Consider the following 25775-nt stretch of genomic DNA (forward strand, 5'->3'; position numbering starts at 1 on the left):
TTTCAGTCCGTCTCCCCGTGATCTGACGCCCTATTTGTTCTAGGTTGAACTTATTAGGCTGTCAACGCGCCGGCAAAATCCGAGAATGATTGAAGATAGACTAAAATCTCTTCTGGATGACCCTGCGGATGGCACGCCTTCGGCGCGGATCGTCCGCCTCCTGAGCGAGCGCGGCACGTTGAGCGCGACCGAGATCGCGCGGCTGACCGGCCTCGCCAAATCGACCGTGTCGATGACGCTCGCGGGGCTGCGCCGCTCCGACATCGTCATCGAGAGCGACCATGGCGAGACGGTCCGCGGCGCCGGTGTCGGGCGGCCGGCGACGGCGCTGACGCTCAATCCGAAGGTCGGCACCTGCGTCGGCGTGCTGTTCGGGCTGGAGGCGATCCAGCTGATCGTCGCCGACGTCTCGCACCGGGTGATCTCCGACCGCAAGATCCAGATCGAGCCGGACTATTCGCCGGCCGAGGCGGCGGCGGTGACGCGGCGGCTGGTCGACGAGGCCTATGAGGAGCACGGGCTCGCGCCGGAGGGGAGGCTCGGCGTCGGCGTCGCAGTCGCCGGCCCGATCAATCCGATCGACGGCAAGGTGCTGCGCGCGAGCGGCGTGCCGACCTGGGCCGGCACCGACATACGCGCCGCCTTCGGCCCCGTCCTGAAGAGCCCGATCTTCGCCGACAACGAGAGCAATTGCGCCGCGATCGCCGAGATGATGTGGGGCGCGGCGATCGGCGCCGAGGACTTCGTCTTCTTCAAGATCGATCTCGGCGTCGGCGGCGCCATCGTCAATCGCGGCCGCGTCATCACGGGAATTGCGGGCGGCGCCGGCGAATTTGGCCACATGATCATCGATCCCTCCGGTCCGCTCTGCCGGTGCGGCAATCGCGGTTGTCTGGAGCTCTATGCGAGCGCCCGCGATGCGGTGGCGCAGGCCGAGCGGCGGCTGGGGAGGCCGGTCGGTATCGACGGGCTGGTGGCGCTGGCGCGGGAAGGCGACGAGGACAGCCGGCGCAAGATCGTCGCGATGGCGGAGGCGGCGGGCAAGGGGCTTGCGATCATCGGCACCGCGCTCAATCCCGGGCTGGTCGTGCTCGGCGGTCAGCTGTCGCGCGCGGGCGAGATGCTGCTCGGGCCGTTGTCGGAGAGCTATGAGCGCCACACGCTGGTGAAGCGGGCCGGCGTCGCGCCGGAAGCGCGGACACGCTTCGTCACCGGCGTCTTCACCGACAACGATGCCTGCCTCGGCGCCGTCGGCCTTGTGCTGCGTCATCACGGCCGACTGGGTTGAAACCGGAAAAGCCGGGTGGAATCCGGCGCGCTTCGTGCGAAAACGGATCATGCCGATGGATCGTACCCCCACCACGCCGCTTAGAACCCGCCTCGCGCCCGCCGCCGAACGGGCGGGCCACCAGCCGGCCGGGCAGAATCTGGTGCACGCCGCCGACCACAATCTGCGCGTGACGCTGGAGGCGCTGCGCCGGAACGGGCCGATGAGCCGGCTCGAGCTCGCCAGCCTGACGGGGCTGACCGTTCCCGGCATCACCAACATCGTTCGCCGGCTCGTCGCCGACGGCCTGGTCCGCGAGGATCCCGAGGAAGGCGCGCGCGCCAATCGCTTCGGTCTGGTCGCCGAGGGGGCGGTGGCGCTCGGCATCGATGTCGCTGAAGAGATCGCGCGCCTCGTCGTGATCGATCTCGCCGGCCATGTCGTGCTGCGTGACGAGCGGCCGGTGGCGGAGGGCGACTCTGCCGAGACGGCTCGGGTGATCGTCGAGCTCGCATCGGCCGCGCTGGAGCGCCTTGCCGAGCGGACGACCGCGCGGGTGATGGGCGTCGGGCTGACGGCGCTTGATTGTGCCGAGGCGGTGCGGACGGCGCTGGCGCCGCTGCCCGTCATCGTCGAGGCGGACACGATCGCGGCGGCGCTCGGCGAGCGCCAGTTCGGCGCGGCGGCGGCGTCCGACAGCTTCGTCTACGTCCTGCTCGGCCGTTCGGCGCGGGCCGGCATGATCATCGGCGGCTCCGTTTTCAACGGCGTCGACCAGAAGGCCGGGCGGGTCGGCGCGATGCGAACCGGCGAGGACGGACGGGTGCTCGACGAGGCGGCCTCGACGGCGGCTTTGCGCGGGCTGGAGGGGGAGGGCCCCGACCACCCCGCGGTCGCGCGCTGGATCGAGGACGCGAGCGACCATTTGATGGATTCGATCATCGCGATCTCGGCTTTCATAGCGCCGCGCGTCATCTTCATCGGCGGGCGGTTGCCGCCGGCCTGGATTGACGCGCTGGTGCGCCGGCTCGGCGCGCGACGGCAGGAACGGATGATCGAGCCGACCCAGCCCTACTGGCTGCCGGAACTGGCGCGCGGCTCGCTGGACGAGATGGCGGTGCTGACCGGCATCGCCGCCATGCCGTTCCTGGAATTCCTGCTGCCGGACCCGCGCCGGCCGTTCCGGCCCTAGGGGCGTTCGGGCTCGGCCGGGACGATACTGCGCAGATAGGGGCGGTCGGGCCTCGTATCGTCGCTGCGCAGCGGCGAGCGGGTCAATTGCGCGGGATCGGCGGATTCGAGCCGCAGCGCATGTGACAGCGGCATGGTCGCGGCGCCGAGCGCCGCCGCATCCTCCGATCCGGCGGCGCGGTGGATGCGCGGTGTCGGCCGGAGGTCGCGCGACAGCGCCTCGCGGACATAGCCGAGCAGCTCGTCGATGATCGTCACCGGGATGCGGCCGCCGATCAGCACCGCGTCGGGATTGATCAGCAGGCCGATGTCGATCGCCGCCTCGGCGATGTGGCCGGCCGCCATCCGCAGCCAGGCGGTCAGCAGCCGCCGTCCGCGCGCGTCGAGCGTCAGCAGGTCCTGCGGCCGCTCGACGGCGATGCCGTGGCTGGCGAGGTAATCATAGAGGATGAACAGCGACACCACCTGGCCAAGCGGCTGCACGCGCTGGCCGGCCGGCGCGTCCGGCAGCGCCACGGGCAGCCAGCCGATCTCGCCGCTGATGCCGGTGGTGCCGTGATAGCAGGCGCCATCGAGCACGAGGCCGCCGCCGAGGCCGGAGCCGAAGAAGATGTAGAAGAAGCTGCGGATCTCGACGCCGAGGCCATAGGTCAGCTCGCCGATCGCGGCGGCGGTGGCGTCGTAGTCGATCAGGATCGGATGGTCTGTGATGCGGGCGAAGCGCTCGCGAACGTCGACGCTGCGCCAGCTCCGGTAGGCCTCCGGCATGCCGATGAAGGGGATTTCGCCGAGCCAGTCGGGGAAGGCGACGCCGATGCCGGCAAGCCGCGTTTCGTCGATGGCGTGGCGGCGGCGAAACGTCTTCAGCGCCTCCTTCATCTCGGCGAAGAACTCGTCCGGCAGCATGTAGCGGGTTTCGCGATGGATGCGGTCGCGCACCGTGCCGACGGCGTCGACGGCGACGATCGTCAGGTGGTCGCGGCCGAGGCCGACGCCGACGGCGAAGCAGCCTTCCGGGTTGATCTCGAGCTCGATCGCCGGCTGGCCGCGCATGCCGTAGCGCCGCCGCGCCTCGACCACCAGGCCGTCGTCGATCAGCTTCTCGGTGATGCGGGCGACCGCCTGCTTGGAGAGGCCGGTGCGGGCGGCGAGCTCGGTGCGGGAGATCGGCGCCTGCCAGCGGATGGTCCGCAGGATGACGGCCTGGTTATGGCTTGCCGCCAGGCCGGAGTTGGAGCCGGCGAGATCGCCCGGAGTCTTCAGGGATTTCATCAGGATGTCGGAGCCGCCGGGGGAGATCATGGTTGATCGTCCGCCGGCGGATAGAGAGCAAGGGAGGCTTGCTTGTCAAGGATGGCCGTGGCCTACCTCTGCTTGAGAAGCCAGCTGCGGACCTCGAACGGCTTCAGGTCCGGTCCGGCGGCGCGATCGACGGCCTCTTCGAGGATGTTGACCGGGCCGGAGAGCAGCCAGCCGTCCTTCGGCACGATCTCGAAGCGGCCGCGACCGCCGGCCGGCTCGTAGACGCGCAGCACCAGCGCGTTGCCGTCTTCGCTCGCCTTGAGGCCGCCGAGGCCGGCGGCGATGCCGGAGACGGCGATCGGCGCCTGCGTGCCGGTCGCGACGTCCGACGCGCGGGTCGCCAGCAGCGGCTGGTTCAGGTCGAGCGCTTCCTCGCGCACGCCGCCCTCGTTCCAGGATCCGGCATGCGGCATCAGCGAATAGACGAAGCTCTGCTCGCCTTCGTCCGCCAGCGGATCGGGGTAGATCGGCGCGCGCAGCAGGCTGAGGCCGAGCAGGTTGCCCTTGATGCTGTGGCCATACTTGCCGTTGTTGAGCAGCGCCACGCCGAACCCCGGCTCCGACAGGTCCGCGAAGCGATGCGCCGGCACCTCGAAGCGGGCCTCGTCCCACGACGTGTTGTTGTGGGTGGAGCGGCGGACGACGCCGAAGGCGCATTCGAAGGTGGCGAAGTCGGAACGCACGTCGACCGGGGTCTGGGTGCGCAGCAGGACGCGGCGGTCGTGCCAGTCGAGATCGGTCTTGATGTCGAGGCGCGGCGCGTTGGCCCAGAGCTGCAGCGTCTGGGTGATCGTCGAGTCGCGGAACTTCCGCACAATCCGGATCGCGGCGCGGTGCGGCGTGTCCTCGACCACCTCGAAGCTCTCGAAGGAGGTCAGTTCCAGGCCGTGGGCGGCGTAATCGTCCTCGAGGTCCCAGGCATCCCAGTTGCGGGGCTTGTCCATCGGATAGACCCAGAGCTGGTTGCCGCGTCCCGCCAGCGCCTCGCGCCCGTTGCGCTTGTCATAGAGGCTGGCGAGCGTGCCGTCCGGGTTGAGCGTGACGCGGATCAGGCTGTTTTCCAGCTTCTGCTTCGAGACGCTGAGGCCGGCGGTCGGCGCCAGGTTCTCGTCGCCGATGACGCTGATGCCCAGCGCCGGCACGGTCGCGTCGAGCGCGATCGGCTTGCCGTCGACCTCGACGCGGACCGGGCGGCCATGCAGGTCGGGATTGACGACGACGAGCGCGTTCCGGGCGTCGCCCTTCGGCAGCCGGCCGACCAGCGCGGCGAGGCCATCCTTCTGGGCGGCAAGGCCGGTCGCGAGCGCCTCGCCGAGTTCGCGCTCGGCATCCTCGTAGATCTCGCGGATGCCGGAGCCGGGCAGGATGTCGTGGAACTCGTTCTTGAGCACCTTGCGCCAGGCGTTTTCCAGGCTTTCCGGCCGGGCGCCGCCCAGCAGGTTGGCGAGCGAGGCCACCGTCTCGGCGGTGATCAGCGCGCGCTCTGCATGGCGGTGCAGGCGCTTGGTGTGGCTCTGCGTCGTCAGCGTGGCGCGGTGCAGCTCGAGGTAGATCTCGCCCTGCCAGACCGGCACTTCGGAAGCGGGGACCGCGTGCATGCGGGCGAACACGTCCTCGACGCGGACCGGCTTCAGCGAGGGCACGGCCGGGAAGTCGGCGAGCTGGGCCTGCCGCTCCAGCATCTCCGGCGTCACGCCGCCGCCGCCATCGCCGTAGCCGACGGCGAGCAGGCTCTCGTCATGGATGGTCTTGCCGCGGAAATTGCCCCAGGTGCCGAGGATCGCCTCCGGCTCGGTCGAGCCGTTATAGCCGCGCACCGGATTGTCGAAGGTGTGGGCGAGCACGCGGCTGCCGTCGAGGCCTTCCCACTGGAACAGGTCATGCGGGAATTTGTTGGTCTCCGACCAGTTCACCTTGATGGTGAAGAAGGAGTCCATGCCGCCCTGCTGCAGCAGCTGCGGCAGCGCCGGCGAGAAGCCGAAGCAGTCCGGCAGCCAGCAGACGCGGTGGCGGACGCCGAACTTCTCCTCGAAATAGCGCTGGCCGTAGAGGATCTGGCGCACGAAGCTCTCGCCGGTCGGCATGTTGGTGTCGGGCTCGACCCACATGCCGCCGATGGTTTCCCACTGGCCGCTCTTCACCGCGGCCTGGATCTCCTTGAAGAGGGCGGGGTCGTCTTCCTCGATCTGCGCGTAATAGGCGGCGGTCGACTGGTTGAAGACGAAGTCGGGGAAGCGCTCCATCAGGCGCAGCGCCGTGTTGAAGGTGCGGCGCGCCTTGCGGCGGGTCTCGTCATAGGGCCAGAGCCAGGCGAGATCGATATGGGCATGGCCGGTGATGCCGAGATTGCCCTGCTGCGGATAGCGCGCCTTCAGGCCCTTCAGCCTGTCGCGCAGGTCGTTCAGCGCGCGCTGGACGCTGGCGCGGTGATCCTGGCGCAGGCCTTCCGGATTGGCTTTCAGCGGCGGCAGCTGCCAGATCTTCTGCTGGCCGTGCTGCGGCGCCGTGCGGGCGACATAGTCCTGCGTCGCCGACGGCCAGTCGAGCGCCGCGAAGGTCTGCTCGGCGGCGGTGATCAGGTGCGGCACCACCTCATGGTCGCCGAGGAAGTGCGAGGCCTCCGAGACCTGGCGCAGCAGCAAGGCGAGCTCGTGCACCGGCTGGTCGATCCAGGCGAGATGCGCCCGCGTCAGGCGCGGCTCGCGCACCGGCTCGCCGAAGGGCAGGCGGGCGACGGCGTCGACATGGATCCTGAAGCGGCGGCCGGGGACGGGGAATTCCTGGTGGAACGGGTCGAGGCCGAAGCGCTTTTCGGCACTGTCACCCTCGGGCGTCAGCGTGATCAGGCTCTCGCCGCCGACATCGATCAGCAGGCGCGTATCCTCGAGCGACCAGTGGTCGGGGATCGCGGCGGCGGCGTCGAAAGTGACGGTGCCGTCCTTCTTCGGCCAGAAGCCGCCCATCGCGATCGGCGCGCCGTTGAACTGCCAGCCATCGACCGCAACGGTCTCGCGCTCGCGCCAGAACCCCAGTTCCTCGACGCGCACGTCGATGCGGGCGAGCCGCTGCTGGAGGGTCAGGGACATGGGGAATTCTCCGTCTCAGATAGGGGTATGGGGGAAATCGGTGGGATCGGGGTCGATCAGCCTTTGACGGCGCCGGCGGTGAGCGCGCCGACGATCATGCGCTGCAGGAGGAGGAAGGCGACGATCGCCGGCACGACGGCGACGAGACACGCGGCGGCGAGCACCTGTGTGGTCGAGGCGTTGGAGGTGCCGGAGAAGTTGAAGATCGCGACCGAGATCGGCAGCTGCGCGTCCTTGTTCAGAAGCAGGAACGGGATCAGGAACTGCGACCAGTTCAGGATCACGATCAGGATGAAGGCGGAGGCGAGGCCGGGAGCCGCGAGCGGCAGCGTGATGCGCCAGAAGGTGCCGAAGCGGCTGCAGCCATCTATTGCCGCGGCTTCCTCGAGCGATTTCGGGATGTTGTCGATCGCGCTCTTCACCAGCCAGGTGCACATCGGCACGCTGACGGCGATGTAGACCATGGTGACGCCGAAGTGACTGTTGATGAGGCCGAGCGCGCTCATGTAGCGGTAGAGCGGCACCAGGATGACCAGCGGCGAGATCATCTGGAAGGCGAGGATGACCATCATCAGGGCCGACTTGCCGGAGAACCAGAAGCGCGAGAACGCATAGGCCGCCGGCGCCGCCACCAGCAGGCAGCCGAGCCCGCCCAGCGCCGACAGCTTCAGCCCGTTCCAGAGATAGAGCAGGAAGGTCGGGTCCGAGAGGATCTGCGCGAAATTGTCGAGCGTCGGCCGCTTCGGGATGAAGCGGCTGGCGCCGAGGAAGACTTCCTGCCGCGTCCGGAGCGACAGCGACAGCAGCCAGGCAAGCGGCGTCAGGAAGAAGGCGGCGATCAGGATCGCCGACAGGTAGGTCAGGGCATCGCCCCACTTCTCGCGGGCTTCGGCGGTCATTCGGAGGCCTCCCGGCGTGGCAGGAACGACGCGTAGACGAGCGCCAGGACAAGGCTGATCACCAGCATCAGCACGGAAAGCACGCTGCCACCGGCGAGGTCGTAGTTGCGGAACACCGTGTTGAAGGTGAACAGCGACAGCACCTCGGTGGCGCGGCCGGGGCCGCCGCCGGTGAGCGAGATGATGGCGTCGAAGGTGTTGAGCGTCTGGATGGTGACGAGGATCGAGTTGACCAGGATGGCGGCGCGCAGCTGCGGCAGCGTGATGAAGCGGAGCTTCTGGCTGCTGCTGGCGCCGTCGACGCTGGCGGCCTCGTAGAGGGTCGGGTCGATCGCCTTCAGCGCCGCGTAGAACACGATCATCGAGAAGGCGGTGCCGCGCCAGACATTCGAGATGACGGCCGACAGCATGGCGATGTTCGGATCCGACAGCCAGGCGACCGGCGAGATGTGCATCATCCGCAGCACGCTGTTGATGGCGCCGAACGGCGCCTCGCTGAACAGCATCTGCCAGATCAGGCCGTTGGCGATGCCGGGGATGACCCAGGCGATCAGCACGATGGTCCGGAGCGCCACCATGCCCCTGAGCTTGCGGCGCTCGCCGCGCATGACGATGAGCGCGATGGCGAGGCCGAGCACCTGCTGGCCGATGACGCTGGCGAAGGTGAAGACGAAGGTGGTCTTGAGAATGTCGAAGAGCGACGGGTTCCCGAGCATCGCGGCGAGCGTCGTCAGCGTGTAGCGCTCGTCGCCGCCGACGAGGCTGGCATTGGTGAGCGCCAGGCGGAACACGTCGAGGATCGGGTAGAGGTAGAAGACGCCCAGCATCACCGCGACGGGCACGAGCCAGGTGAAGGGGTTGGCTTCGAGGCGGCGCCAGAGGCCGGGGCCGGCCATGGGGCGTTGCGCGGCGCCCAAGGCGGCCGCCGTTGTCGTCGGCATGTGGTTGCTCCCTGAACTCCCCCGAGAACGCGGGGGGAAAGGGCCCTGCCCTGAGGGCGGGGCAGGGCCCGTTGCCAAGTACCGGTCAGAGGCGGGCGTAGGCGGCCTGGACTGCGGTATTGGCGGCGTCGAGAGCCGCTTCCGGCGTCTTGGTGCCGGAGAGGACGTCACCCATCATGATCTGGATCTGGTTCGAGATCTCCGGGTAGATCGGCACGCCCGGACGGGCCTGTCCGTTGACGAGCGCCTTGGCGAAGGTCTCGTTCGCCTCGGTCTTGAAGACGTCGTACTTGCCGTAGAGGGCGGCGGCGGTCGGCAGCTGCTGCTGCAGGGCGTTGCCGGGGCCCGCATAGATCTCCTTGATCACGGCCGCGCACATGGCGACCTTTTCCGGATCGTTGGAGAAGGCGCCGAAGGTCCAGCCGCCGGTGCCGGTCGAGCGCTGGTCGGCGGTCGGGCCGGGGATCTCCGAGAAGGTCCACTTGGCGAATTCTTCCGGCTCCAGCGTGTTCTTGAGCTGACCGTACTGCCAGTTGCCGCCGATGAAGAGCGCCGCCGTGCCGGCCGCAGCCGCCGCGTTGAACTCGTCATAATTGACGATGGTGGCGACACGCTTCGGCGCCGCGCCGGAGTCGACCAGGTCCTTGAAGTAGTTGACGGCCTTCAGGAACTTCTCGCGGTTCGCGCCCTCGGCGAAGATCGGCTTGCCCTTGTCGTCGACGAGCTTGCCGCCCTGGGCCCAGAAATTGGCGAGCCAGTCGAAGGTGGTGCCTTCCCAGCGGCCGCCATTGAACAGCACGCCTTCGCCGCCCTTTTCCTTCGAGGCGATGGCGGCGGCCTTGAGCTCGTCCCAGGTCTTCGGCGCGTCGGGAACGATCTCCTTGTTCCGGTAGAGCACGCGCAGGTCGGTGTTCCACCACCAGGCGTAGATCTTGCCGTCCGGGCCGGTGATGCCTTCGCGGATGAACGGGAACAGGTCGGCGACTTCTTCCTTGGTGAAGTATTCGTCGAGCGGCTTCAGCACGTTGGCGCCCTTGAACAGGGCGAGAACGAAGCTGTCGACGGCGGCGCAGTCGGGGCCGTTGCCGGACTTCGCCTGCTCGAGCATGCGGGCCTGTTCCTGGCCGATATTGTCGGACATGCGCTCGAGGTCGATGCGCCAGCCCGGGTGGCGCTGGATGAAGTCGCCGAACAGCTTCTGGTAGCCCTCGGCCCAGACCGGATCGGTGCTGGTCGGGCCGTCATTGGTCAGGCGCAGCGTGAAGGACTTGGGCGCATCGGCGGGGCCGACGCGGTCCTTGGTGACGAGATTGTCGGCATGGGCAGAGACGGCGACGAACGCGGCGGCGGATGCCAGCAACGCGGTGCAAAGGCGCAGGCGCATCTTGAAATCTCCCGTGGGTGTTTCCTTGGACGGACGGCTGTTCGCGCCGTCTCTTTTTTCTCGGTCCGCTTCTCATGCGGGCGGCCAAGACGAATTAAATCACATCGATTTTATGCCGACAAGAGGGCTCGCGATGCGCGGCTACGCCTTCGGGGCAGGGTGGGATGAGCGTGCATAACTGCCGGTGAGTTATGGCCAAGCTGCTGTGTTGATTCGTGTTTTCAGATCGAGCGCACGCGCGTGCACTATCTGCGACCACATCGGGCGATAGCGCGCCAGCGTGCATCGGGAAGAATATTTCCCGGCGGTCGGGCTCAGCCCGCCGTGACCCGATGCTCGCGGAACGCGGCGGCGAGCGTGCGCAGCGCCCCGCGCGACTTGGCGTCGGTCAGCGTCGAATGCAGCACGATCTCGGAGGAGGGCAGTTCCGGCAGCCCGAAGCGCTGTCCGACCTCGACGGTGCCGGGCGGGGCGAGGCGGCAGGAGAAGGCGCCGATGGCAAGCCCGGCCGAAACCGCCGCCGTCACCATCGACGAACTGCCGCCGAGAAACACCTCGGTCCAGGGAATGCTCCGCGCGTCGAGGGCGCGGGTAGCGATGTCGCGCACGCCGCAGGAAGGCGCCAGCGCCGCGAGGCGCACCGGTTCGCCCTGCCGGTGCTCGAAATGCGGCGTCGCGAACCAGGCGAAATGCTCCGGCCCGAGGATCTCGCCGTCGCGCCGGTCGTCCTCGCGCCGGATGATGGCGGCGTCGAGTTCGCCGCGGTCGAAGGCGTCGAGCAGGGTGCGCGAATTGTCGAGCCGCACCTCGATCGTCAGGCCGGGATCATGCACGTTGAGGCGGGCGAGCAGCGTGGGCACCTCCGGCCCGGCGACATGGGCGGCGATGCCGAGCGTGAAGCGGCGGCGGCAATCGGTGAGGCCGGCGACGGCGCGCTCATGCGCGGCCAGGAAGTCACGGGCGCCGTCGAGAAACAGCGCGCCCTGGGCGGAAAGGCGCACCGAGCGCGGCGTCCGCTCGATCAGGCGCTGGCCGATCCGGTCCTCGAGCCGCTTCAGCTTGACGCTGATCGCCCCCTGCGTCGTCCCCAGCGCCTCCGCCGCGCGGGTAAAGCTCTGGAAATCGGCGATGGCGACGAACGCCTGAACCGACTCGACATCGAGGATGGTCATGGCAGGCATCCGGCTTTGTTGTCTCTGAAATAGTTATCCATCCGGTTCTGCGATCGTCAAGCGCCCGCTAAGCTCCGGCCCGAATCCCCGCGTCGCGACCCGGCCCTCCCGCCGCAGCCGTTGCGCCCTGTCGAAAGCCGGAACCATGATCCAAGATCCGTCCCCGTCGCGGCGCAGCCTCGTCGCGCTCGCCGCCGTCTGCCTGTCCTCGCTGATGTTCGGGCTGGAGATCTCGAGCGTGCCGGCGATCCTGCCGACGCTGGAGCAGGTGATGCATGCCGATTTCGTCGAGCTGCAATGGATCATGAACGCCTACACCATCGCGGTGACGACGGTGCTGATGGCGACGGGCACGCTCGCCGACCGTTATGGCCGCAAGCGCATCTTCCTGGTCGGCATCGCCGCCTTCAGCCTCGCCTCGCTGATCTGCGGCCTGACGACAAGCGTCTCGGTGTTGATCGTCGCCCGCTTCGTCCAGGGCTTGAGCGGCGGCGTCATGCTGATCTGCCAGGTGGCGGTGCTGTCGCACCAGTTTCGCGACGGCCGGGCGCGCGGCATGGCGTTCGGCTGGTGGGGCATCGTCTTCGGCATCGGCCTCGGCTTCGGGCCGATCGTCGGCGGCGCCATCGTCGCGGTCTGGAGCTGGGAATGGGTGTTCCTCGTCCATGTCGCGCTCGGCCTCGTCACGCTGGCGCTGGCAATCGGCGGCGTCGAGGAATCGCGCGATCCCGAGGCGACGCATCTCGATCTCGCCGGCATCCTGACGCTGTCGCTCTCCGTCTTCGCGCTCGCCTTCTTCATCACGCAGGGGCCGGATCTCGGCTTTGCCAGCCCGTCGGCGCTGGCGATCCTCGCCGTGGCGATCGCGAGCTTCCTCGGCTTTCTCGTCGCCGAGAAGCGCAGCCCGCGGCCGATGTTCGATTTCTCCGTGTTCCGCATCCGCCCGTTCGCCGGCGCGGTGATCGGCTCGGCTGCGATGAATGTCAGCTTCTGGCCGTTCATGATCTACCTGCCGATCTGGTTCCAGGCGGGCTTCGGCTATGACAGCGTCGCCGCCGGCACGGCGCTGCTCGCCTACACGCTGCCGACCCTCGTCGTGCCGCCTTTGGCCGAGCGGCTGTCGCTGCGCTACCGCGCCGGGCTGGTTATCCCGGCCGGCCTGTTCCTGATCGGCGCCGGCTTCCTGGCGATGAAGTGGGGCAGCGGCGCCGAGGCGGCGAGCTGGCTCACCATGCTGCCCGGCTGCGTGCTGGCCGGCATCGGTCTCGGCTTCACCAACACGCCCGTCACCAACACGACGACCGGATCGGTCGCCGCCAACCGGGCCGGCATGGCCTCGGGCATCGACATGAGCGCGCGGATGATCTCGCTCGCCATCAACATCGCGCTGATGGGCTTTTTGCTGGTCGAGGGCGTCCGCGCCTCGCTCAGGGCGGCGCTGCCGGCGGGCGTCGATCCGGCGGCGCTGCGCCAGCTGGCGCAGCAGGTCGCGGCGGGAACGGCGATCCCGCCCGAAAGCGGCGTGTCCGGCGCGGTCGTGCATCAGGCGCTGACCGACGGCTTCGGCTGGATCCTGCTCTATGGCGGCATCGCCGTCTGGCTGCTGGCGCTCGCGAGCTATCTTGTCTTCGGGCGCGGCAGGGCGGATGAGGCGCCGTCCTGCGCGACTGGGCCGGCTAGGCCCTGAGGGGTTCGCGTGGAAAAGGCCCTCACCCCAGCCCTCTCCCGTACGCGGGAGAGGGGGCTCGCTTGCGCCTGCCCGTCATGCCGCGCAGCTGATGAAGATCGCAGCCCAAAAGCCCTCGCCCGCTTGCGGGAGAGGGTTGGGTGAGGGGCTTGCTTGCGTCGCCTCAGCTGGGATGGCGGCGAGGTGGCGAACCGGCCTTGTTTCGAACCCGCCTCAGTAGGGCGTCTCGCCGGCGTCGGCGTTGACGGCCTGGCCGCGCACGAGAATGGCGTCGTCGCCCAGCAGGAACGAGGTGACGCGCGCCACCTCGACCGGCTGCAGATGGCGCACCAGCTGCGCCGACAGCATCTTGTCGAAGATCGCCGGCGCCGGCTCGGCGGTGAATTCCGAATAGGCTTCCGAAACTTCCTTCAGCATCGGCGTCGCCACGCCGCCGGGGCAGACGCAGTTGACGTTGATGTCATAGGGCGCGAGCGCTTCCGACAGCATGCGGGTCATCGAGATGACGCCGGCCTTCGAGGCGCTGTAGGCGAGCGACTCGACATGGCCCTTCTTGCCGGCCTCGGAGGCGATCGAGACGATCGCGCCCTGGATGTCGTGCTCGATCATGTGGGCCGCGACGAGCCGCGAAATGTCATAGGCGCCGAACAGGTTGATCTCGAACTGCCTCTGCCAGTCTGAGCGCGAGATGGCGAGCGGGTCTGAATGCAGCACGATCGCGGCGCAGTTGACGAGGCCGTCGACGCGTCCGAGCAGGTCGATCGCCTTGGCGACGCCGTCCGCGACCGAGGCTTCGGAGGCGACGTCCATGGCGATGCCGAAGCAGCCGCCGGCCGCCCCGCCCAGCGCCTCGACCGTGGCGTCGACCGTTTCCTGGCGGAGGTCGGCGATGACGACGCGCGCTTCCTGCGCGATCAGCAGTTCGGCGATGGCGCGGCCGATGCCGCCCGAGCCGCCGGTGACGATGAAGCCCTTGCCGGCATGCACGGGGAAAACCCGGCTCTTGCGCAGCGGAAGCGCCTTGTCGGGGCGGCGGGTCACGTATTTCGACATCGGCAATCCAATCGTCGGCAAGGGCCCGGTCCGCCCATGCACAGGGCGAGTTCCGGGCAAGTCACTGGAGGCGCTGGGGTATCAGCTGCCCGCAGAATAGGCAGGATCCCCGGGTGGTCAATCGCTGTTGTGGCGCCCGGAACGAGTCGATATCTTCCGCCCATTCCACATTGAGGAGATTGCAGATGAGGCTTCGGGGTCTTTTGGCTGGCGCGGCTGCGCTGATGGCAGTGTCGACGGCCAACGCGCAGGACGCGAAGCCGCTCGTCGTCTTCGTCTCGCCCAATCCGGTCGGCGTGAACGACTTCCTGAAGCTCGCCAAGGCCGGCACCGAGAAGGCCGCCGAGGCCAATGGCGCCACCGCCAAGGTCTATGAGAGCACCGACCCGACCACCATCCGCCAGAACCTCGACGCCGCCGCCAAGGAAGGCGCCAAGGTGATCGTCTCGGTCGGCTTCGAGTTCAACGACGTGCTGCCGGAAGTCGCCAAGGCCTATCCTGACACCAAGTTCCTGCTCGTCGACAGCTGCCCGGCAACGCCCGTCGCCAACATCCACTGCTCGGTGTTCCGCGAATATGAGGCGGTCTTCCTCGCCGGCGCCGAAGCTGCGCTGACCAGCCAGACCGGCAAGGTCGGCGCCATCGGCGCGCTCGATATCCCCTTCATCCATCGCTACACCGAACCCTTCAACGAGGGCGCCAAGCACGTGAAGCCGGAGATCGAGATCGCCTCGACGCTCTGGATCGGCGGCAACAACCCGTTCTCGGATCCGGCCCGCGGCCAGCAGCGCGCCAGCGTCATGGTTTCCGACAATGTCGATCGCGTCATGGCAGCCGGCGCCGGCTCGAACGGCGGCATCTTCAAGGCGATGGAAGACCTGCCGGGCGCGGCGGCCTTCGGCGTCGACACCAACCAGTGCCCGCAGGCGCCGGGCCTGATCATCGACAACGTCCAGAAGCGCACCGACACGGTGATCGAGAAGGGCGTCGCCGGCCTGTTCAAGGGCGATCAGCCGGCCTTCGCCACCTACGGCCTCGCCGAGGGCGGCATGACGCTGACCAGCCTGGAGCCGGGCCTCGAGGATTCGGGCTGCCTCATCGCCAAGCAGCCGGACGTCGTCGCCAAGGTGAAGGCGCTGCGCGACGAAGTCGTCGCCGGAACGGTGAAGGTCGCCGATCCGATGCAGCTCGCCAAGTAAGGCGGTCCGTCTCCGGTATGTCGACGATCGAGCTCGAAGCCAGAAGCATCGTCAAGCGCTACGGGCCGCTCGTTGCCAATGACCATATCGACCTCTCCGTGCTGCGCGGAGAGGTCCACGCCGTGATGGGCGAGAACGGCGCCGGCAAGTCGACGCTGATGTCGATCCTCTACGGCATGCAGGCGCCGGACTCCGGCCAGATCTTCCTGCGCGGCGCGGAGATGCGCTATCGCTCGGCGCTTGATGCCATCGGCGCCGGCATGGGCATGGTCCACCAGGCGTTCAAGCTGTTCAATTCGCTCACTGTCTGGGAAAACGTCGTCTACGGCATGGAGCCGACCCGCTTCGGCTTCATCGACCGGCGCGAGGCGGCGCGGCGCGTCGCGACGCTCGCCGAACGCTACCGCCTGCAGGTCGATCCGAATGCGATCGTCGGCCGGCTTTCGGTCGGCGTGCGCCAGCGCGTCGAGATCCTGAAGGCACTCTATCGCGACGCCCGCGTGCTGATCCTCGACGAGCCGACCGCCGTGCTGACGCCGCAGGAGCGCGATGGTCTGTTCGACATCATCCGCAACCTGACCGCTGACGACCGCACCATCCTGTTCGTCACCCACAAGCTGCACGAGGTGATGGCGATCACCGACCGCGTCACTGTGCTGCGCGACGGTAAGGTGGTCGACCGCATGGTGACGTCGGAAACCTCGGCCCGCGAGATCATCCGCGCCATGACCGGCCGCGCCGTCAACCTGACGGTCGAGAAGCGTCCCGCCACGCCGGGCGCCGTCGTGCTCGCGGCGCGCGGCCTGACCGTCGCCACCGATGGCGGCAAGCCGGTGGTCGATCATGTCGATCTCGCGATCCGCGCCGGCGAGATCGTCGGCATCGCCGGCGTCGCCGGCAATGGCCAGACCGAGCTGATCGAGGCGCTGACCGGCCTGCGCATCCCCGATGGCGGCAGCGTCGCCATCAACGGCGCCGACGTCACCCGCGCCGATGTCGAGCGCCACCGCGACGCCGGCCTCGCCTATATCCCGGAAGATCGCGCCACGACCGGCACCGCGCTCGCCGCCTCCGCCGCCGACAATCTCGCCATGGGTTTTCAGGCGAAGCCGCCGCTTTCGAATGGCCGCCTGCTCGACGCTGGCGCCGTCACCGCCCATGCGAAAAGGCTGATCGAGCGCTTCGGCGTCAAGATCGGCTCGGAGCAGCTCGCCGTCGGCACGCTGTCGGGCGGCAATCTGCAGAAGGTGGTGGTCGCGCGCGAGCTTTCGCATGCAGCCCCCCTGCTGATCGCCGAGCAGCCGACGCGCGGCGTCGATGTCGGCGCCATCGAGTTCATTCATGGCCAGCTGGTCGCCGAGCGCGATCGCGGCAGCGCCGTGCTTCTGGTCTCGGCCGAGCTGACCGAGATCCTGGCGCTCTCCGACCGCGTGCTGGTGATGTTCGACGGCCGCATCCTGGCCGAATTGCCGGCGGACCAGGCCGACGAGGAAACGCTCGGCTTGCTGATGGCCGGCCGCGTCGGCGAAGCCAGGCCGACCGACGGATCGGAGGCCGCATGAGCGAGCGCAGCCTGCGGGACATCCGCTTCCCCCGCATCCCGGCCGTGCCGCTGGCGATCGGCATCGGCATTCTGATCGGCGGCCTGCTGGTGCTGGCCTCGGGCGGCGACCCAATCGCCGCCTATCGCGAGATCGTCATCGGTGCCCTGGCACCGTCGAACTGGCCGAACACGCTGAACTGGGCGGTGCCGCTGGTCGGCATGACGCTGGTGGCGGCGCTGCCGCTGCGCGGCGGCATGGTCAATCTCGGCGGCGACGGCCAACTGGTGATCGGCGGGCTCGTGGCGGCGCTGGCCGCGCTCTACCTGCCGTTGCCCGGGCCGCTGCTGATCGCAGCCAGCATCCTCTGCGCCATGCTCGCGTCCGGCCTTTACGCCTCGCTCGCCGCCTGGGGCGAGACGCGCTTCGGCATTCCGATGCTGATCTCGACCTTGCTGCTCTCCTATCCGGCGATCGGCATCGCCTCCTATCTCGTCGGATTCCCGCTGCGCGACATGGCGACCGGCCTCGCCCAGACCCGGATGATCCCGGATGCGGCGCGGCTTCCCGTCATCTCCGGCCCGCTCAATATCGGCCTGGTCCTGATGGCGATCGTCGCCATCGCCGTCGTCTTCTATGACCGCCGCACGGTGGGCGGCTACGAACTGCGCATGCGCGGGCTGAATGCCAAGTTCGCCGGCTATGGTGGCGTCCGCCTCGCATCGCAGCAGTTGCGCGTGATGTTTGCGAGCGGCGCCATCGCCGGCCTCGTCGGCGCCATCCTCGTGCTCGGCTCGCTCTATCGCTACCAGGATGGCGCGCTTCTGACGCCGGGCTACACCTGGTCCGGCCTGATGGCAGCCCTCTTGGCCGGTGGCGCGCCGCTCGGCGCGATCTGCGCCGGCCTGTTTTTCGCGGGCCTGCAGACGGGTGGCTTCGCCATGCAGCGCGAGACGGCGATCCCGCGCGTTCTGACCATGATCCTGCAGTCCGTCATCATCCTCTTCCTGGCGATCCGCCACGGCGTCGGCAGGAAGTCGTCATGAGCCTGATGAGCTTCATCACCCCGTCGCTGGTCAATTCGGCGGTCCAGTCGATCACGCCGATCCTGCTGGCGGCGCTCGCCGGCACGCTCTGCGGCCGCGTCGGCGTCTTCAACATGGCGATGGAGGGCCAGCTTCTGGTCGGCGCGTTTGCCGCCGTCGTCGGCTCCTACGCCACCGGCAGCGCGCTCGGCGGCGTGCTGTTCGCCATTGTCTTCACCGTGCTGTTCTCGCTGATCCTCGCCTATGGCGCGACGGTGTTCAAAGGCGACAGCGTCGTCATCTGCATCGGCATGAATCTGCTGGCGGCCGGCCTCACCGCCTATCTTCTCCGGCAGATGTTCGGCGTATCCGGCACCTTCTCCGATCCCGGCATCGTCGGCCTGACCAAGATCCGCATCGACGCGATCAATACCATCCCCTGGATCGGCTGGATCTTCTCGCGCCAGACGGCGATCACCTGGCTCGCCTGGATCCTGACCGCCGCCGTGACCATCATGATGTTCCGCACGCCGCTCGGGCTTCGCCTGCGCGGCGTCGGCGAGGATGCGAGCGCCGCCGGCACCATGGGCATCGACGTCACGCGCTACCGCGTGCTGACCGTTCTCTTCGCCGGCGGTTTGACCGGCCTCGGCGGCGCCCAGCTCTCGCTCGGCACGGTCAGCATCTTCTCCGAGGACATGAGCGCCGGCCGTGGCTGGATCGCCGTCGTCGCCGTCATGCTCGGTCGCAACCATCCGCTCTGGGCAGCGCTCGCCTGCGTGCTGTTCGGCGTCGCCGACGCGCTCTCCGTCCGCCTGCAAAGCCAGGGCCTGCCCAACCAGCTGACCGACGTCGTGCCCTATGTCGTGACGCTGCTGGCGCTGGCGCTCAGCCACCGCAAGCGGCTGAAGCGCCGCGCCGCCGAGACGATTACCGCGCACGCCTGATCCCTCGCGTGCCCCTTCCAAGCCTTCAAGGACCCCCGCCATGACCGAAACCTGCCGCATGATCCTCGACGTCGACACCGGCGTCGACGACGCCATGGCGATCTTCTACGCGGTCCGCCGGCCGGGCATCAGGCTCGAGGCGCTGACCACCACCTTCGGCAACACCGACACGGTGATCGCGACCGAGAACACGCTGAAGATCCTGGAACTGCTCGGCCGCCCCGAGATTCCGGTGGCGCAGGGCGTCGGCCGCTCGCTGATCCGGCCCTACAAGCGCATGGCTGACCACATCCACGGCTCCAACGCGCTCGGCGACGTCGAGCTGCCGGCGCCGAAGATCAAGGCGACCGACGAGCACGCCATCGACCTGATGATCCGCGTCATCAAGGAGAACCCCGGCGAGATCACGCTCTGCCCGGTCGGCCCGATCACCAATGTCGCGCTCGCCATCACCAAGGCGCCCGAGATCGCCAAGCTGGTGAAGCAGATCGTCGTCATGGGCTCGACGGTGCTGCATCCGGGCATCCATGGCCCGATCGCGCCGATGGTCGACGCCAATTTCGCCAATGACCCGGAAGCCGCGCACATCGTACTGCAGGCCGGCGCGAATGTGACGCTGGTCGGCATGGACGTCACCATGACGACGCTGCTCTCGACCGACATGATGAACGAGATCAGCCGAGAGGGCGATCACGCGGCGCAGACGCTGATGAAGATCACGTCCTTCTATGTCGACGCCTACAAGACGATGTATCCGGGCATCCAGGGCTGCGGCCTGCACGATCCGCTGGCGGTCGCCGTCGCCGAGGATCCGACGCTGGTCGGGCTGGAGCGCATGTATGTCGACATCGAGCTGAATGGCGAGCTGACGCGCGGTTCGACGGTCGCCGACCGCCGCCGCACGGCGATCCCGTTCCACAACGCCAATGTCGCCATGACGGTCGACCGCGCCCGCTTCGAGGCCGATTTCATGGCGCTGATGAAGGGCCGCTGAGGGGGCGCGGCCTTCCCCTCTCAGGAGACCTTTTTGGGTGCACAGCCCTCAACATGCTGAGGAGGCCCGGAGGGCCGTCTCGAAGCACGTAGAGCGGCGATGCGCCGAACGCCTCGGCGCATCGGTGACAAGCTCCGTCATCCCTGCGAAAGCAGGGATCCATACGGCCGGAGCCTGTCGGGTAAACCGCCTGATACCTCAGCTGCATGGATCCCGGGTCTCCGCCCGGGATGACGGCGAGGGTGGAGGAACGGCGGAGGCAAGGCTCCAGACGCTCTCGGCCCGATTCGCTGGGTTCTAAGATTGCGGACGCCTAAAGAGCGCCCTCAGCCCGGCCTCCGCCGCGAAAACTGCTGCTCGGTGGCTTCGACGCCCCATTGCGTGCCGCGCTCTTCCTTCGCGAGTTCGAAGCCATGCGCCTCGTAGAGGCGGCGGGCCGCGTCCAGGCCTTTCAGCGTCCAGAGCTGCGTGGCGGCAAAGCCGGCCTTGTCGCAGAAGGCGACGGCCTCGCCCAGCAGGCGGCGGCCAACACCGCCGCCCCGGCATCCCTCGTCGAGGATGAACCAGCGCAGATGCGCCTCGTTGTTGCCGAGGTCCTCGCCGTCGATGGCGATCGAGCCGACGATGCGGCCATGGCGCAGCGCCGCCCAGGCCTGGTTGCGCTTGTGGCCGAGCCGGCCGGCGAATTCGGCGGCGCCCGCCGCGACCGTGCTTTCGAAGAACTGCCCGAAGCCCCAATGCCGCGAGTAATGCGCGGCATGCATCTCGGCCACGCGGCCGATCCATCCCGGCCGGTAGCCGGTGACGATCTCGATGGGTGCATCGGCCGGTTCCCCAGCGTCTGGATGCCGGGCGGCGAGCCCGCGTGCATAGGCGGAGAGCCCCTGCGCCACCGCCTGCTGCTCGGTCGGGTTCAGCTCTCCCATGGCGGCCATGACCTGATCGCGGGCGAAGGCATGGATCCCGGCAACGGTTTGCGTACCCTTCGCGGTCAGGACCAGCGACTTGATGCGGCCATCCCCGGCGCCGGCCGCCTCCATCAGTTCGCCGGCGCCGACGAGCTTGCCGACCATCCGGCTGATGCTGGATTTCTCCAGCCGCAGCACCTGCACGAGCTGGGCGGCGGTCATCGAACCCCGGCGCTCGATTTCCAGCAACGCATGCACGGCGGACGCCGAATAGGCGGTTCCGGCGAGCGTCGGATCCATGAAGCCGAGCTCGCGGACGATGCGGCGCGAGGCGGAACGGATTTCATCGACCAGGACGGCAGTGGACACGCGGGAACCCCGTTGTGATTATAGTTGCATTATACAACTATATGCCCAGTTCCTGTCCAGCGGCTCGTTCGCCGGGATGGGCCTGTATCGGCTGTCGGCGCTGTCTGGGATTCAGGATGAGCAACGTTTCCATTCGTCGCTGAAGTCCTGCCCCGTTTTCGCCAAGGCGCATTTTTGGGCAGAAGCGGAGGCGTATAAACGGTTTGTTGGATATCCGCGCAAACAGGGGAGTTTGAAATCCCTGTTGTGTATGACGAATGTCGCTTGACGTGCGCGGCATGGCATGTTGACGTTTACATGAGGAAAGGGCGCTGGGTGGAGGCGCCTTTGCGGCATTGAGGAATGCCGTTGGACGGGGAGGGGAAGCGCGTGCGCAAGGACGGCGAAGCTATTGTTGTGGCCATTCGGGCGAGGGGCGTCTGATGCCGCGCGGTCCGATTGTCGATACGCATCTCCATCTCTGGGATCCGAAGAAGCTGCGTTATGCCTGGCTTGACGGCAATCCCGTGCTCGATCAGGCCTATGGGCTCGACCGCTACGCGGCGGCGACCGAAGGGCTCGATGTCGAGGCCATGGTGTTCCTGCAGTGCGAGGTCGATACCGCCCAGTACGAGCAGGAGGCCGAATGGGTCGCCGGTCTCGCCAAGCTGGATCCGCGTATAAGGGGCATGGTCGCCTGGGCGCCGCTGGAGAAGGGTGGCGCCGTCGCCGCCGATATCGAGCGGCTGGCGCGGCACGACATCCTGCGCGGCATCCGCCGCATCATCCAGTTCGAGCCCGATCTCGATTTCTGCCTGCGGCCGGATTTCATAGCGGGCGTGCGCACGCTCGCCGATTTCGGCCTCTCCTTCGACATCTGCGTCGACCACCGCCACATGGCGAACGTGCTGAAATTCGCGGCTGAGATCCCGGAAGTGCCGATGATCCTCGATCACATCGGCAAGCCGGCGATCGCGGACGGCGTGATGGAGCCTTGGGCGAGCCAGATGCGCGAACTGGCGAAGCTCTCGCATGTCAGCTGCAAGATCTCCGGCGTCGCCACCGAGGCGGATCACGCCAACTGGACCGGGGACGAGCTGAAGCGCTACGTCCAGGTCGCCATCGACGCCTTCGGCTTCGATCGGGTGATGTTCGGCGGCGACTGGCCGGTCGCCGTGCAGGCGATCGAATATCGCCGCTGGGTCGCCATCCTCGATGACGTGCTCGCTTCGGCCACCGACGTCGAGCGCCAGAAGTTCTGGCGCGACAATGCCGTCCGCTTCTATCGCCTGGAGACGGCTCGATGACGAATGCTGCGCCGCTCGTTTCCGCGCGCGGCATTTCCAAGTCCTTCGGCGGCGTCGAGGTGCTGCGCAATGTCGATCTCGACCTGATGCCGGGCGAAGTGCATGCCCTGCTCGGCGAGAACGGCGCCGGCAAGTCGACCTTCGCCAAGATCCTGGCCGGCGTGCACCGGCCGACGCGCGGCACGATCGAGCTCGGCGGCAAGCCGGTCGAGATCGGCTCGCCGATCGGCGCGCAGCGCCTCGGCATCACGCTGATCCACCAGGAGCCGATCTCGTTCCCGGATCTGTCGGTCGCGGAAAACCTCGTCATCGGCCAGGTCGGGGCCAAGCCGCTCGGCCGCGTCCGCTGGGCCGAGCTGGCGAAGGAAGCCCGCCGGCTGATGGGCCTGCTGAACGTGCCGATCGACGTCACCGTGCCGATGCGCGGCTTGTCGATCGCGGACCAGCAGATGGTCGAGATCGCCCGCGCGCTCGCCTCCGACAGCCGGCTGATCATCATGGACGAGCCGACTGCGGCGCTGACGCCAAAGGAGGTCGAGACGCTGTTCACGATCGTCCGCCGGCTGCGCGAAGAGGGTCGCACGATCATCTTCATCTCGCATCGGCTGGAAGAGGTTCGCGCCATCTGCGACCGCGTCACGATCTTCCGCGATGGCGACAAGATCGAGACGGCGACGACGGCGAGCCTCAGCGATGCTGACATCATCCGCCGCATGATCGGCCGCCCCGTGGCGGATTACCTGCATCGCGGTACCAGCCATGTCGGCGAGGTGGCGCTCTCGGTGCGCAACCTGACGCTGCCGGGTCGGTTCGAGAACATCTCCTTTGACATCCGCAAGGGCGAGATCGTCGGCCTTGGCGGACTGGTCGGCGCCGGCCGAACCGACGTGGCGCGCGCGGTCTTCGGCGTGGCGCCGGCGACCTCGGGCGTCATCGAGATCGACGGCAAGCCGGTTTCGATCAAGGAGCCGACCGACGCGATCGGCCTCGGCATCGCGCTGGTCTCGGAAGACCGCGCCATCGCAGGCATCTTCCGCTCGCTGCCGGTCGAGACCAACATCACCGCCGCTGTGCCGAAGCGGATCGCGCCCAGGGGCATCATCCGCCGCGCGGTCGAGAAAGTGCTGGCGAAGCAGTCGGTCGACAAGCTCTCGATCCGGCTTGCTTCCGTGCGCCAGCCGATCGGCGAGCTTTCGGGCGGCAACCAGCAGAAGGCGATCCTCGCCCGCTGGCTGCTGGCCGAGCCGGATATTCTCATCCTCGACGAGCCGACGCGCGGCATCGACATCGGCGTCAAGGCCGAGTTCTACGACATGATCGGCGCGCTTGCCGCCGATGGCCGCGCCATCCTGCTGATCTCCTCCGAACTGCCCGAGTTGCTCGCCTTGTCCGATCGCATCCTCGTCATGTCCGAAGGCAAGCTGACCGCCGATATCCCGCGCGCCGAGGCGAGCCAGGAGACGATCATGCATGCCGCCGTGCCGCGTTCCGGCCGCCATACGGTTTCGGGAGCGGCGGCATGAACGCAGTCGCCCGCCTGTTCCGTGCCCGCGAGGCCGGCATCCTCGTCATGCTCGTGCTGTTCGTGGCCGTTGTCAGTCTGATCCAGCCGCGCTTCTTCTCGGTCGAGACGCTGCGCATTGTCCTGCTCGCCGTGCCGCTGATCCTGGTCGCGGCGATGGGCCAGATGATGGTTCTCGTCGCCCGCCACGTCGATCTCTCGATCGGCTCGATCCTCGGCTTCTCCGCCATCGCCGCCGGCATGATCTTTCGCGATCATCCGGAGCTGCCGCTCGCGGTCGGCTTCGCCGTCGGCGTGCTGTCGGGCGCCGCGCTCGGCTTCGTCAACGGCCTCGTCGTGACGGTGTTCAAGCTGCCGTCGATCATCGTCACGCTCGGCACGCTCAGCCTCTATCGCGGCCTGCTGTTCATCCTGTCCGGCTCGAAGCAGATTGACCCGAACGACATTCCCGAGCCGCTGATCCGCATGGCGCAGACCTCGCCGATCGACATTCCGTGGATCGTCATCATCGCCTTTGCGGTCGCCTTCGCCACCTGGCTGTTCCTGACCTACAGCCAGATCGGCCGCCAGATCTACGCGATCGGCTCCAATCCGGTGGCAGCCCCCCTGCGCGGCATCCGCGTCATGCCGGTGACGATCCTCGTCTTCACGCTCTCGGGCGCGCTCGCCGGTCTTGCCGGCCTGATCTACGCCGCCCGCTTTGGCTATGTGAATCCCGGCATCACCGGCGTCGGCTTCGAGTTCACCGTCATCGCGGCGGTGGTCATCGGCGGCGTCTCGATCAATGGCGGCGCCGGCTCGGTGCTCGGCACCGTGCTCGGCGTGCTGCTGCTCGGCTCCGTCCAGGTGGCGCTGCCGATCCTCGGCGTCTCCGGCTTCTGGCAGAACGCCATCTATGGAGGCATCATCCTGATCGCCCTCGTCATCGACCGCACCGTCCGCCAGGGCGGGCTGCGCGGCCTGCTTGCCCGAGGTGGCGCATGACTTCTGTCGACAAGACTCCCGCCGCCCCTGGCCGCGTCATCGTTCGCGAGGCCGCCGCGCCGCGTCCGCGCTGGCAGGTCTGGCTGATCCGCCCGGAAGTGGTGACGCTGCTGCTGCTGGTGGTGGCCAGCGTCGTCGCGACGCGGCTGTCGCCCTTCTTCGCCGATCTCGGCTTCATCCTGGAAAGCTCGACCTACTACATCGAGTTCGCCATCGTGGCGCTGGTGCTGACCATCGTCATCATCTCCGGCGAGATCGACCTGTCGCCCGCCGCCCAGATGGCGCTGTCCGCCTGCCTGTTCGGCACCGCCTTCAAGGCGGGGGCGCCGATCCCGGTCGCGATCGGCGTCAGCCTGCTTTCAGGCCTGGTGATGGGCCTCTTCAACGGCGCGCTTGTCACCATCCTGCGGCTCCCCTCGATCATCGTCACCATCGGCACGTTGATTCTTTATCGGGGCCTGGCGCAGGTGCTGGCCGGCGACAAGTCGATCAGCGGCTTCCCGGGCTGGTTCGTCGGCATCGACTACCGCATGGTCGGCATCGTGCCGGTGCCGGTTTTGATTTTCATCGCCGCCTCGATCCTGCTCGGCCTGTTCCTCGGCATCACCATCTATGGCCGCCAGATCTACCAGATCGGCACCAGCGAGATCGCCGCCATCCATGCCGGCATCCGCGTCCGCCGGATCAAGATGGGCCTGTTCATCGCCTCGGGGCTGACAAGCTCGATCGCCGGCCTGATGGTCGCCTCGCGCCTCGGCTCGGTCCGCTACGATCTCGCCTCCGGCGGCGAACTGACCATGGTGCTGATCGTCATGCTCGGCGGCACCTACATCTTCGGCGGCAGAGGCTCGATCCTGGGCACGTTCCTCGCCGCCTGGCTGCTGGTCATCATCGCCACCGGCATGACCGTCGCCAACATCGCCATCAATGCGCAGCTCACCGTCATGGGCCTGCTGCTCATCGTCTCGATCATCGCGACCAACGCGATCTATGCCCGCAGCCAGAGGTAGCGGGTTTC

General features: G+C 67.9%; 20 protein-coding genes. 12 read left to right on the forward strand and 8 right to left on the reverse strand.

All coding sequences use genetic code 11. The features are described from left to right. Positions 1-85 precede the first annotated feature (85 nt). Both OSH07_RS02520 and OSH07_RS02525 read left to right on the forward strand, forming a co-directional pair. On the forward strand, positions 86-1288 hold the full coding sequence (locus OSH07_RS02520) for an ROK family transcriptional regulator (RefSeq protein ID WP_266337024.1): 1203 nt from the start codon (positions 86-88) through the stop codon (positions 1286-1288). 55 nt (positions 1289-1343) lie between these two features. After that, positions 1344-2459 (forward strand): ROK family transcriptional regulator, encoded by a 1116-nt coding sequence (locus tag OSH07_RS02525; RefSeq protein WP_266337025.1) that lies wholly within the window; start codon positions 1344-1346, stop codon positions 2457-2459. On the opposite strand, the gene OSH07_RS02530 is transcribed toward OSH07_RS02525, so the two are convergent. From OSH07_RS02530 to OSH07_RS02555, 6 genes are all read right to left on the reverse strand, one after another. Next, complete coding sequence (locus OSH07_RS02530; protein ID WP_266337026.1) at positions 2456-3760, reverse strand: ROK family transcriptional regulator; 1305 nt, start codon at positions 3758-3760, stop codon at positions 2456-2458. The genes OSH07_RS02525 and OSH07_RS02530 overlap by 4 nt on opposite strands. A gap of 62 nt (positions 3761-3822) precedes the next feature. Next, positions 3823-6846 carry an alpha-mannosidase gene (locus tag OSH07_RS02535; RefSeq protein WP_266337027.1) on the reverse strand — a complete coding sequence of 1008 codons (3024 nt, stop codon included), beginning with the start codon at positions 6844-6846 and terminating at the stop codon, positions 3823-3825. 56 nt (positions 6847-6902) lie between these two features. Beyond that, a complete protein-coding gene (locus OSH07_RS02540) occupies positions 6903-7745 on the reverse strand; it encodes a carbohydrate ABC transporter permease (RefSeq protein ID WP_266337028.1) in 843 nt (280 codons plus the stop codon). Further along, a complete protein-coding gene (locus OSH07_RS02545; RefSeq protein ID WP_266337365.1) occupies positions 7742-8641 on the reverse strand; it encodes a carbohydrate ABC transporter permease in 900 nt (299 codons plus the stop codon). The genes OSH07_RS02540 and OSH07_RS02545 overlap by 4 nt, the downstream gene beginning before the upstream one ends. Before the next feature lie 130 nt (positions 8642-8771). After that, a complete protein-coding gene (locus OSH07_RS02550) occupies positions 8772-10070 on the reverse strand; it encodes an extracellular solute-binding protein (protein ID WP_266337029.1) in 1299 nt (432 codons plus the stop codon). A gap of 314 nt (positions 10071-10384) precedes the next feature. Next, on the reverse strand, positions 10385-11242 hold the full coding sequence (locus OSH07_RS02555) for a LysR family transcriptional regulator (protein ID WP_266337030.1): 858 nt from the start codon (positions 11240-11242) through the stop codon (positions 10385-10387). Positions 11243-11387: 145 nt separating this feature from the next. Between OSH07_RS02555 and OSH07_RS02560 the strand changes: the two genes are divergently transcribed. Beyond that, positions 11388-12929, forward strand: coding sequence for an MFS transporter (locus OSH07_RS02560; protein ID WP_266337031.1), 1542 nt, complete (start codon positions 11388-11390; stop codon positions 12927-12929). 213 nt (positions 12930-13142) lie between these two features. Here the strand turns inward: OSH07_RS02560 and OSH07_RS02565 are convergent, their stop codons facing one another. Further along, positions 13143-13982, reverse strand: coding sequence for an SDR family NAD(P)-dependent oxidoreductase (locus OSH07_RS02565; RefSeq protein ID WP_266337032.1), 840 nt, complete (start codon positions 13980-13982; stop codon positions 13143-13145). A 185-nt stretch (positions 13983-14167) separates the two neighbouring features. On the opposite strand from OSH07_RS02565, the gene OSH07_RS02570 reads away from it, so the two are divergent. From OSH07_RS02570 to OSH07_RS02590, 5 genes are read left to right on the forward strand one after another with little or no spacing between them, the layout of a single operon-like run. Further along, the gene (locus tag OSH07_RS02570) at positions 14168-15181 is read left to right on the forward strand and encodes a BMP family ABC transporter substrate-binding protein (protein ID WP_266337033.1); all 1014 of its coding nucleotides are present in this window, start codon (positions 14168-14170) and stop codon (positions 15179-15181) included. A 17-nt stretch (positions 15182-15198) separates the two neighbouring features. Further along, positions 15199-16743: an ABC transporter ATP-binding protein gene (locus OSH07_RS02575; RefSeq protein ID WP_266337034.1), complete on the forward strand. Its 1545-nt coding sequence runs from the start codon at positions 15199-15201 to the stop codon at positions 16741-16743. After that, positions 16740-17768 (forward strand): ABC transporter permease, encoded by a 1029-nt coding sequence (locus OSH07_RS02580; protein WP_266337035.1) that lies wholly within the window; start codon positions 16740-16742, stop codon positions 17766-17768. The genes OSH07_RS02575 and OSH07_RS02580 overlap by 4 nt, the downstream gene beginning before the upstream one ends. After that, the gene (locus OSH07_RS02585; RefSeq protein WP_266337036.1) at positions 17765-18694 is read left to right on the forward strand and encodes an ABC transporter permease; all 930 of its coding nucleotides are present in this window, start codon (positions 17765-17767) and stop codon (positions 18692-18694) included. Before OSH07_RS02580 ends, OSH07_RS02585 begins: the two co-directional genes overlap by 4 nt. Positions 18695-18734: 40 nt before the next feature. Beyond that, positions 18735-19688, forward strand: a complete 954-nt coding sequence (locus tag OSH07_RS02590; RefSeq protein WP_266337037.1) for a nucleoside hydrolase — start codon at positions 18735-18737, stop codon at positions 19686-19688. Positions 19689-20014: 326 nt separating this feature from the next. Here OSH07_RS02590 and OSH07_RS02595 read toward each other — a convergent pair whose 3' ends face one another. Next, positions 20015-20965 (reverse strand): GNAT family N-acetyltransferase, encoded by a 951-nt coding sequence (locus OSH07_RS02595; RefSeq protein ID WP_266337038.1) that lies wholly within the window; start codon positions 20963-20965, stop codon positions 20015-20017. A gap of 422 nt (positions 20966-21387) precedes the next feature. Here OSH07_RS02595 and OSH07_RS02600 point away from each other — a divergent pair, with 422 nt between their 5' ends. Genes OSH07_RS02600 through OSH07_RS02615 form a run of 4 tightly spaced genes read left to right on the forward strand, consistent with a single transcriptional unit; the run spans position 21388 to position 25767 of the window. Then, a complete protein-coding gene (locus tag OSH07_RS02600) occupies positions 21388-22251 on the forward strand; it encodes an amidohydrolase family protein (protein WP_266337039.1) in 864 nt (287 codons plus the stop codon). Continuing rightward, a complete protein-coding gene (locus OSH07_RS02605) occupies positions 22248-23774 on the forward strand; it encodes a sugar ABC transporter ATP-binding protein (protein ID WP_266337040.1) in 1527 nt (508 codons plus the stop codon). The genes OSH07_RS02600 and OSH07_RS02605 overlap by 4 nt, the downstream gene beginning before the upstream one ends. Next, a complete protein-coding gene (locus OSH07_RS02610) occupies positions 23771-24757 on the forward strand; it encodes an ABC transporter permease (RefSeq protein WP_266337041.1) in 987 nt (328 codons plus the stop codon). Before OSH07_RS02605 ends, OSH07_RS02610 begins: the two co-directional genes overlap by 4 nt. Further along, the gene (locus tag OSH07_RS02615) at positions 24754-25767 is read left to right on the forward strand and encodes an ABC transporter permease (RefSeq protein WP_266337042.1); all 1014 of its coding nucleotides are present in this window, start codon (positions 24754-24756) and stop codon (positions 25765-25767) included. The genes OSH07_RS02610 and OSH07_RS02615 overlap by 4 nt, the downstream gene beginning before the upstream one ends. The last annotated feature ends 8 nt before the right edge of the window (positions 25768-25775 follow it).

It is taken from the genome of Kaistia nematophila (assembly GCF_026343855.1).
In the GTDB taxonomy this organism is placed as follows: domain Bacteria; phylum Pseudomonadota; class Alphaproteobacteria; order Rhizobiales; family Kaistiaceae; genus Kaistia; species Kaistia nematophila.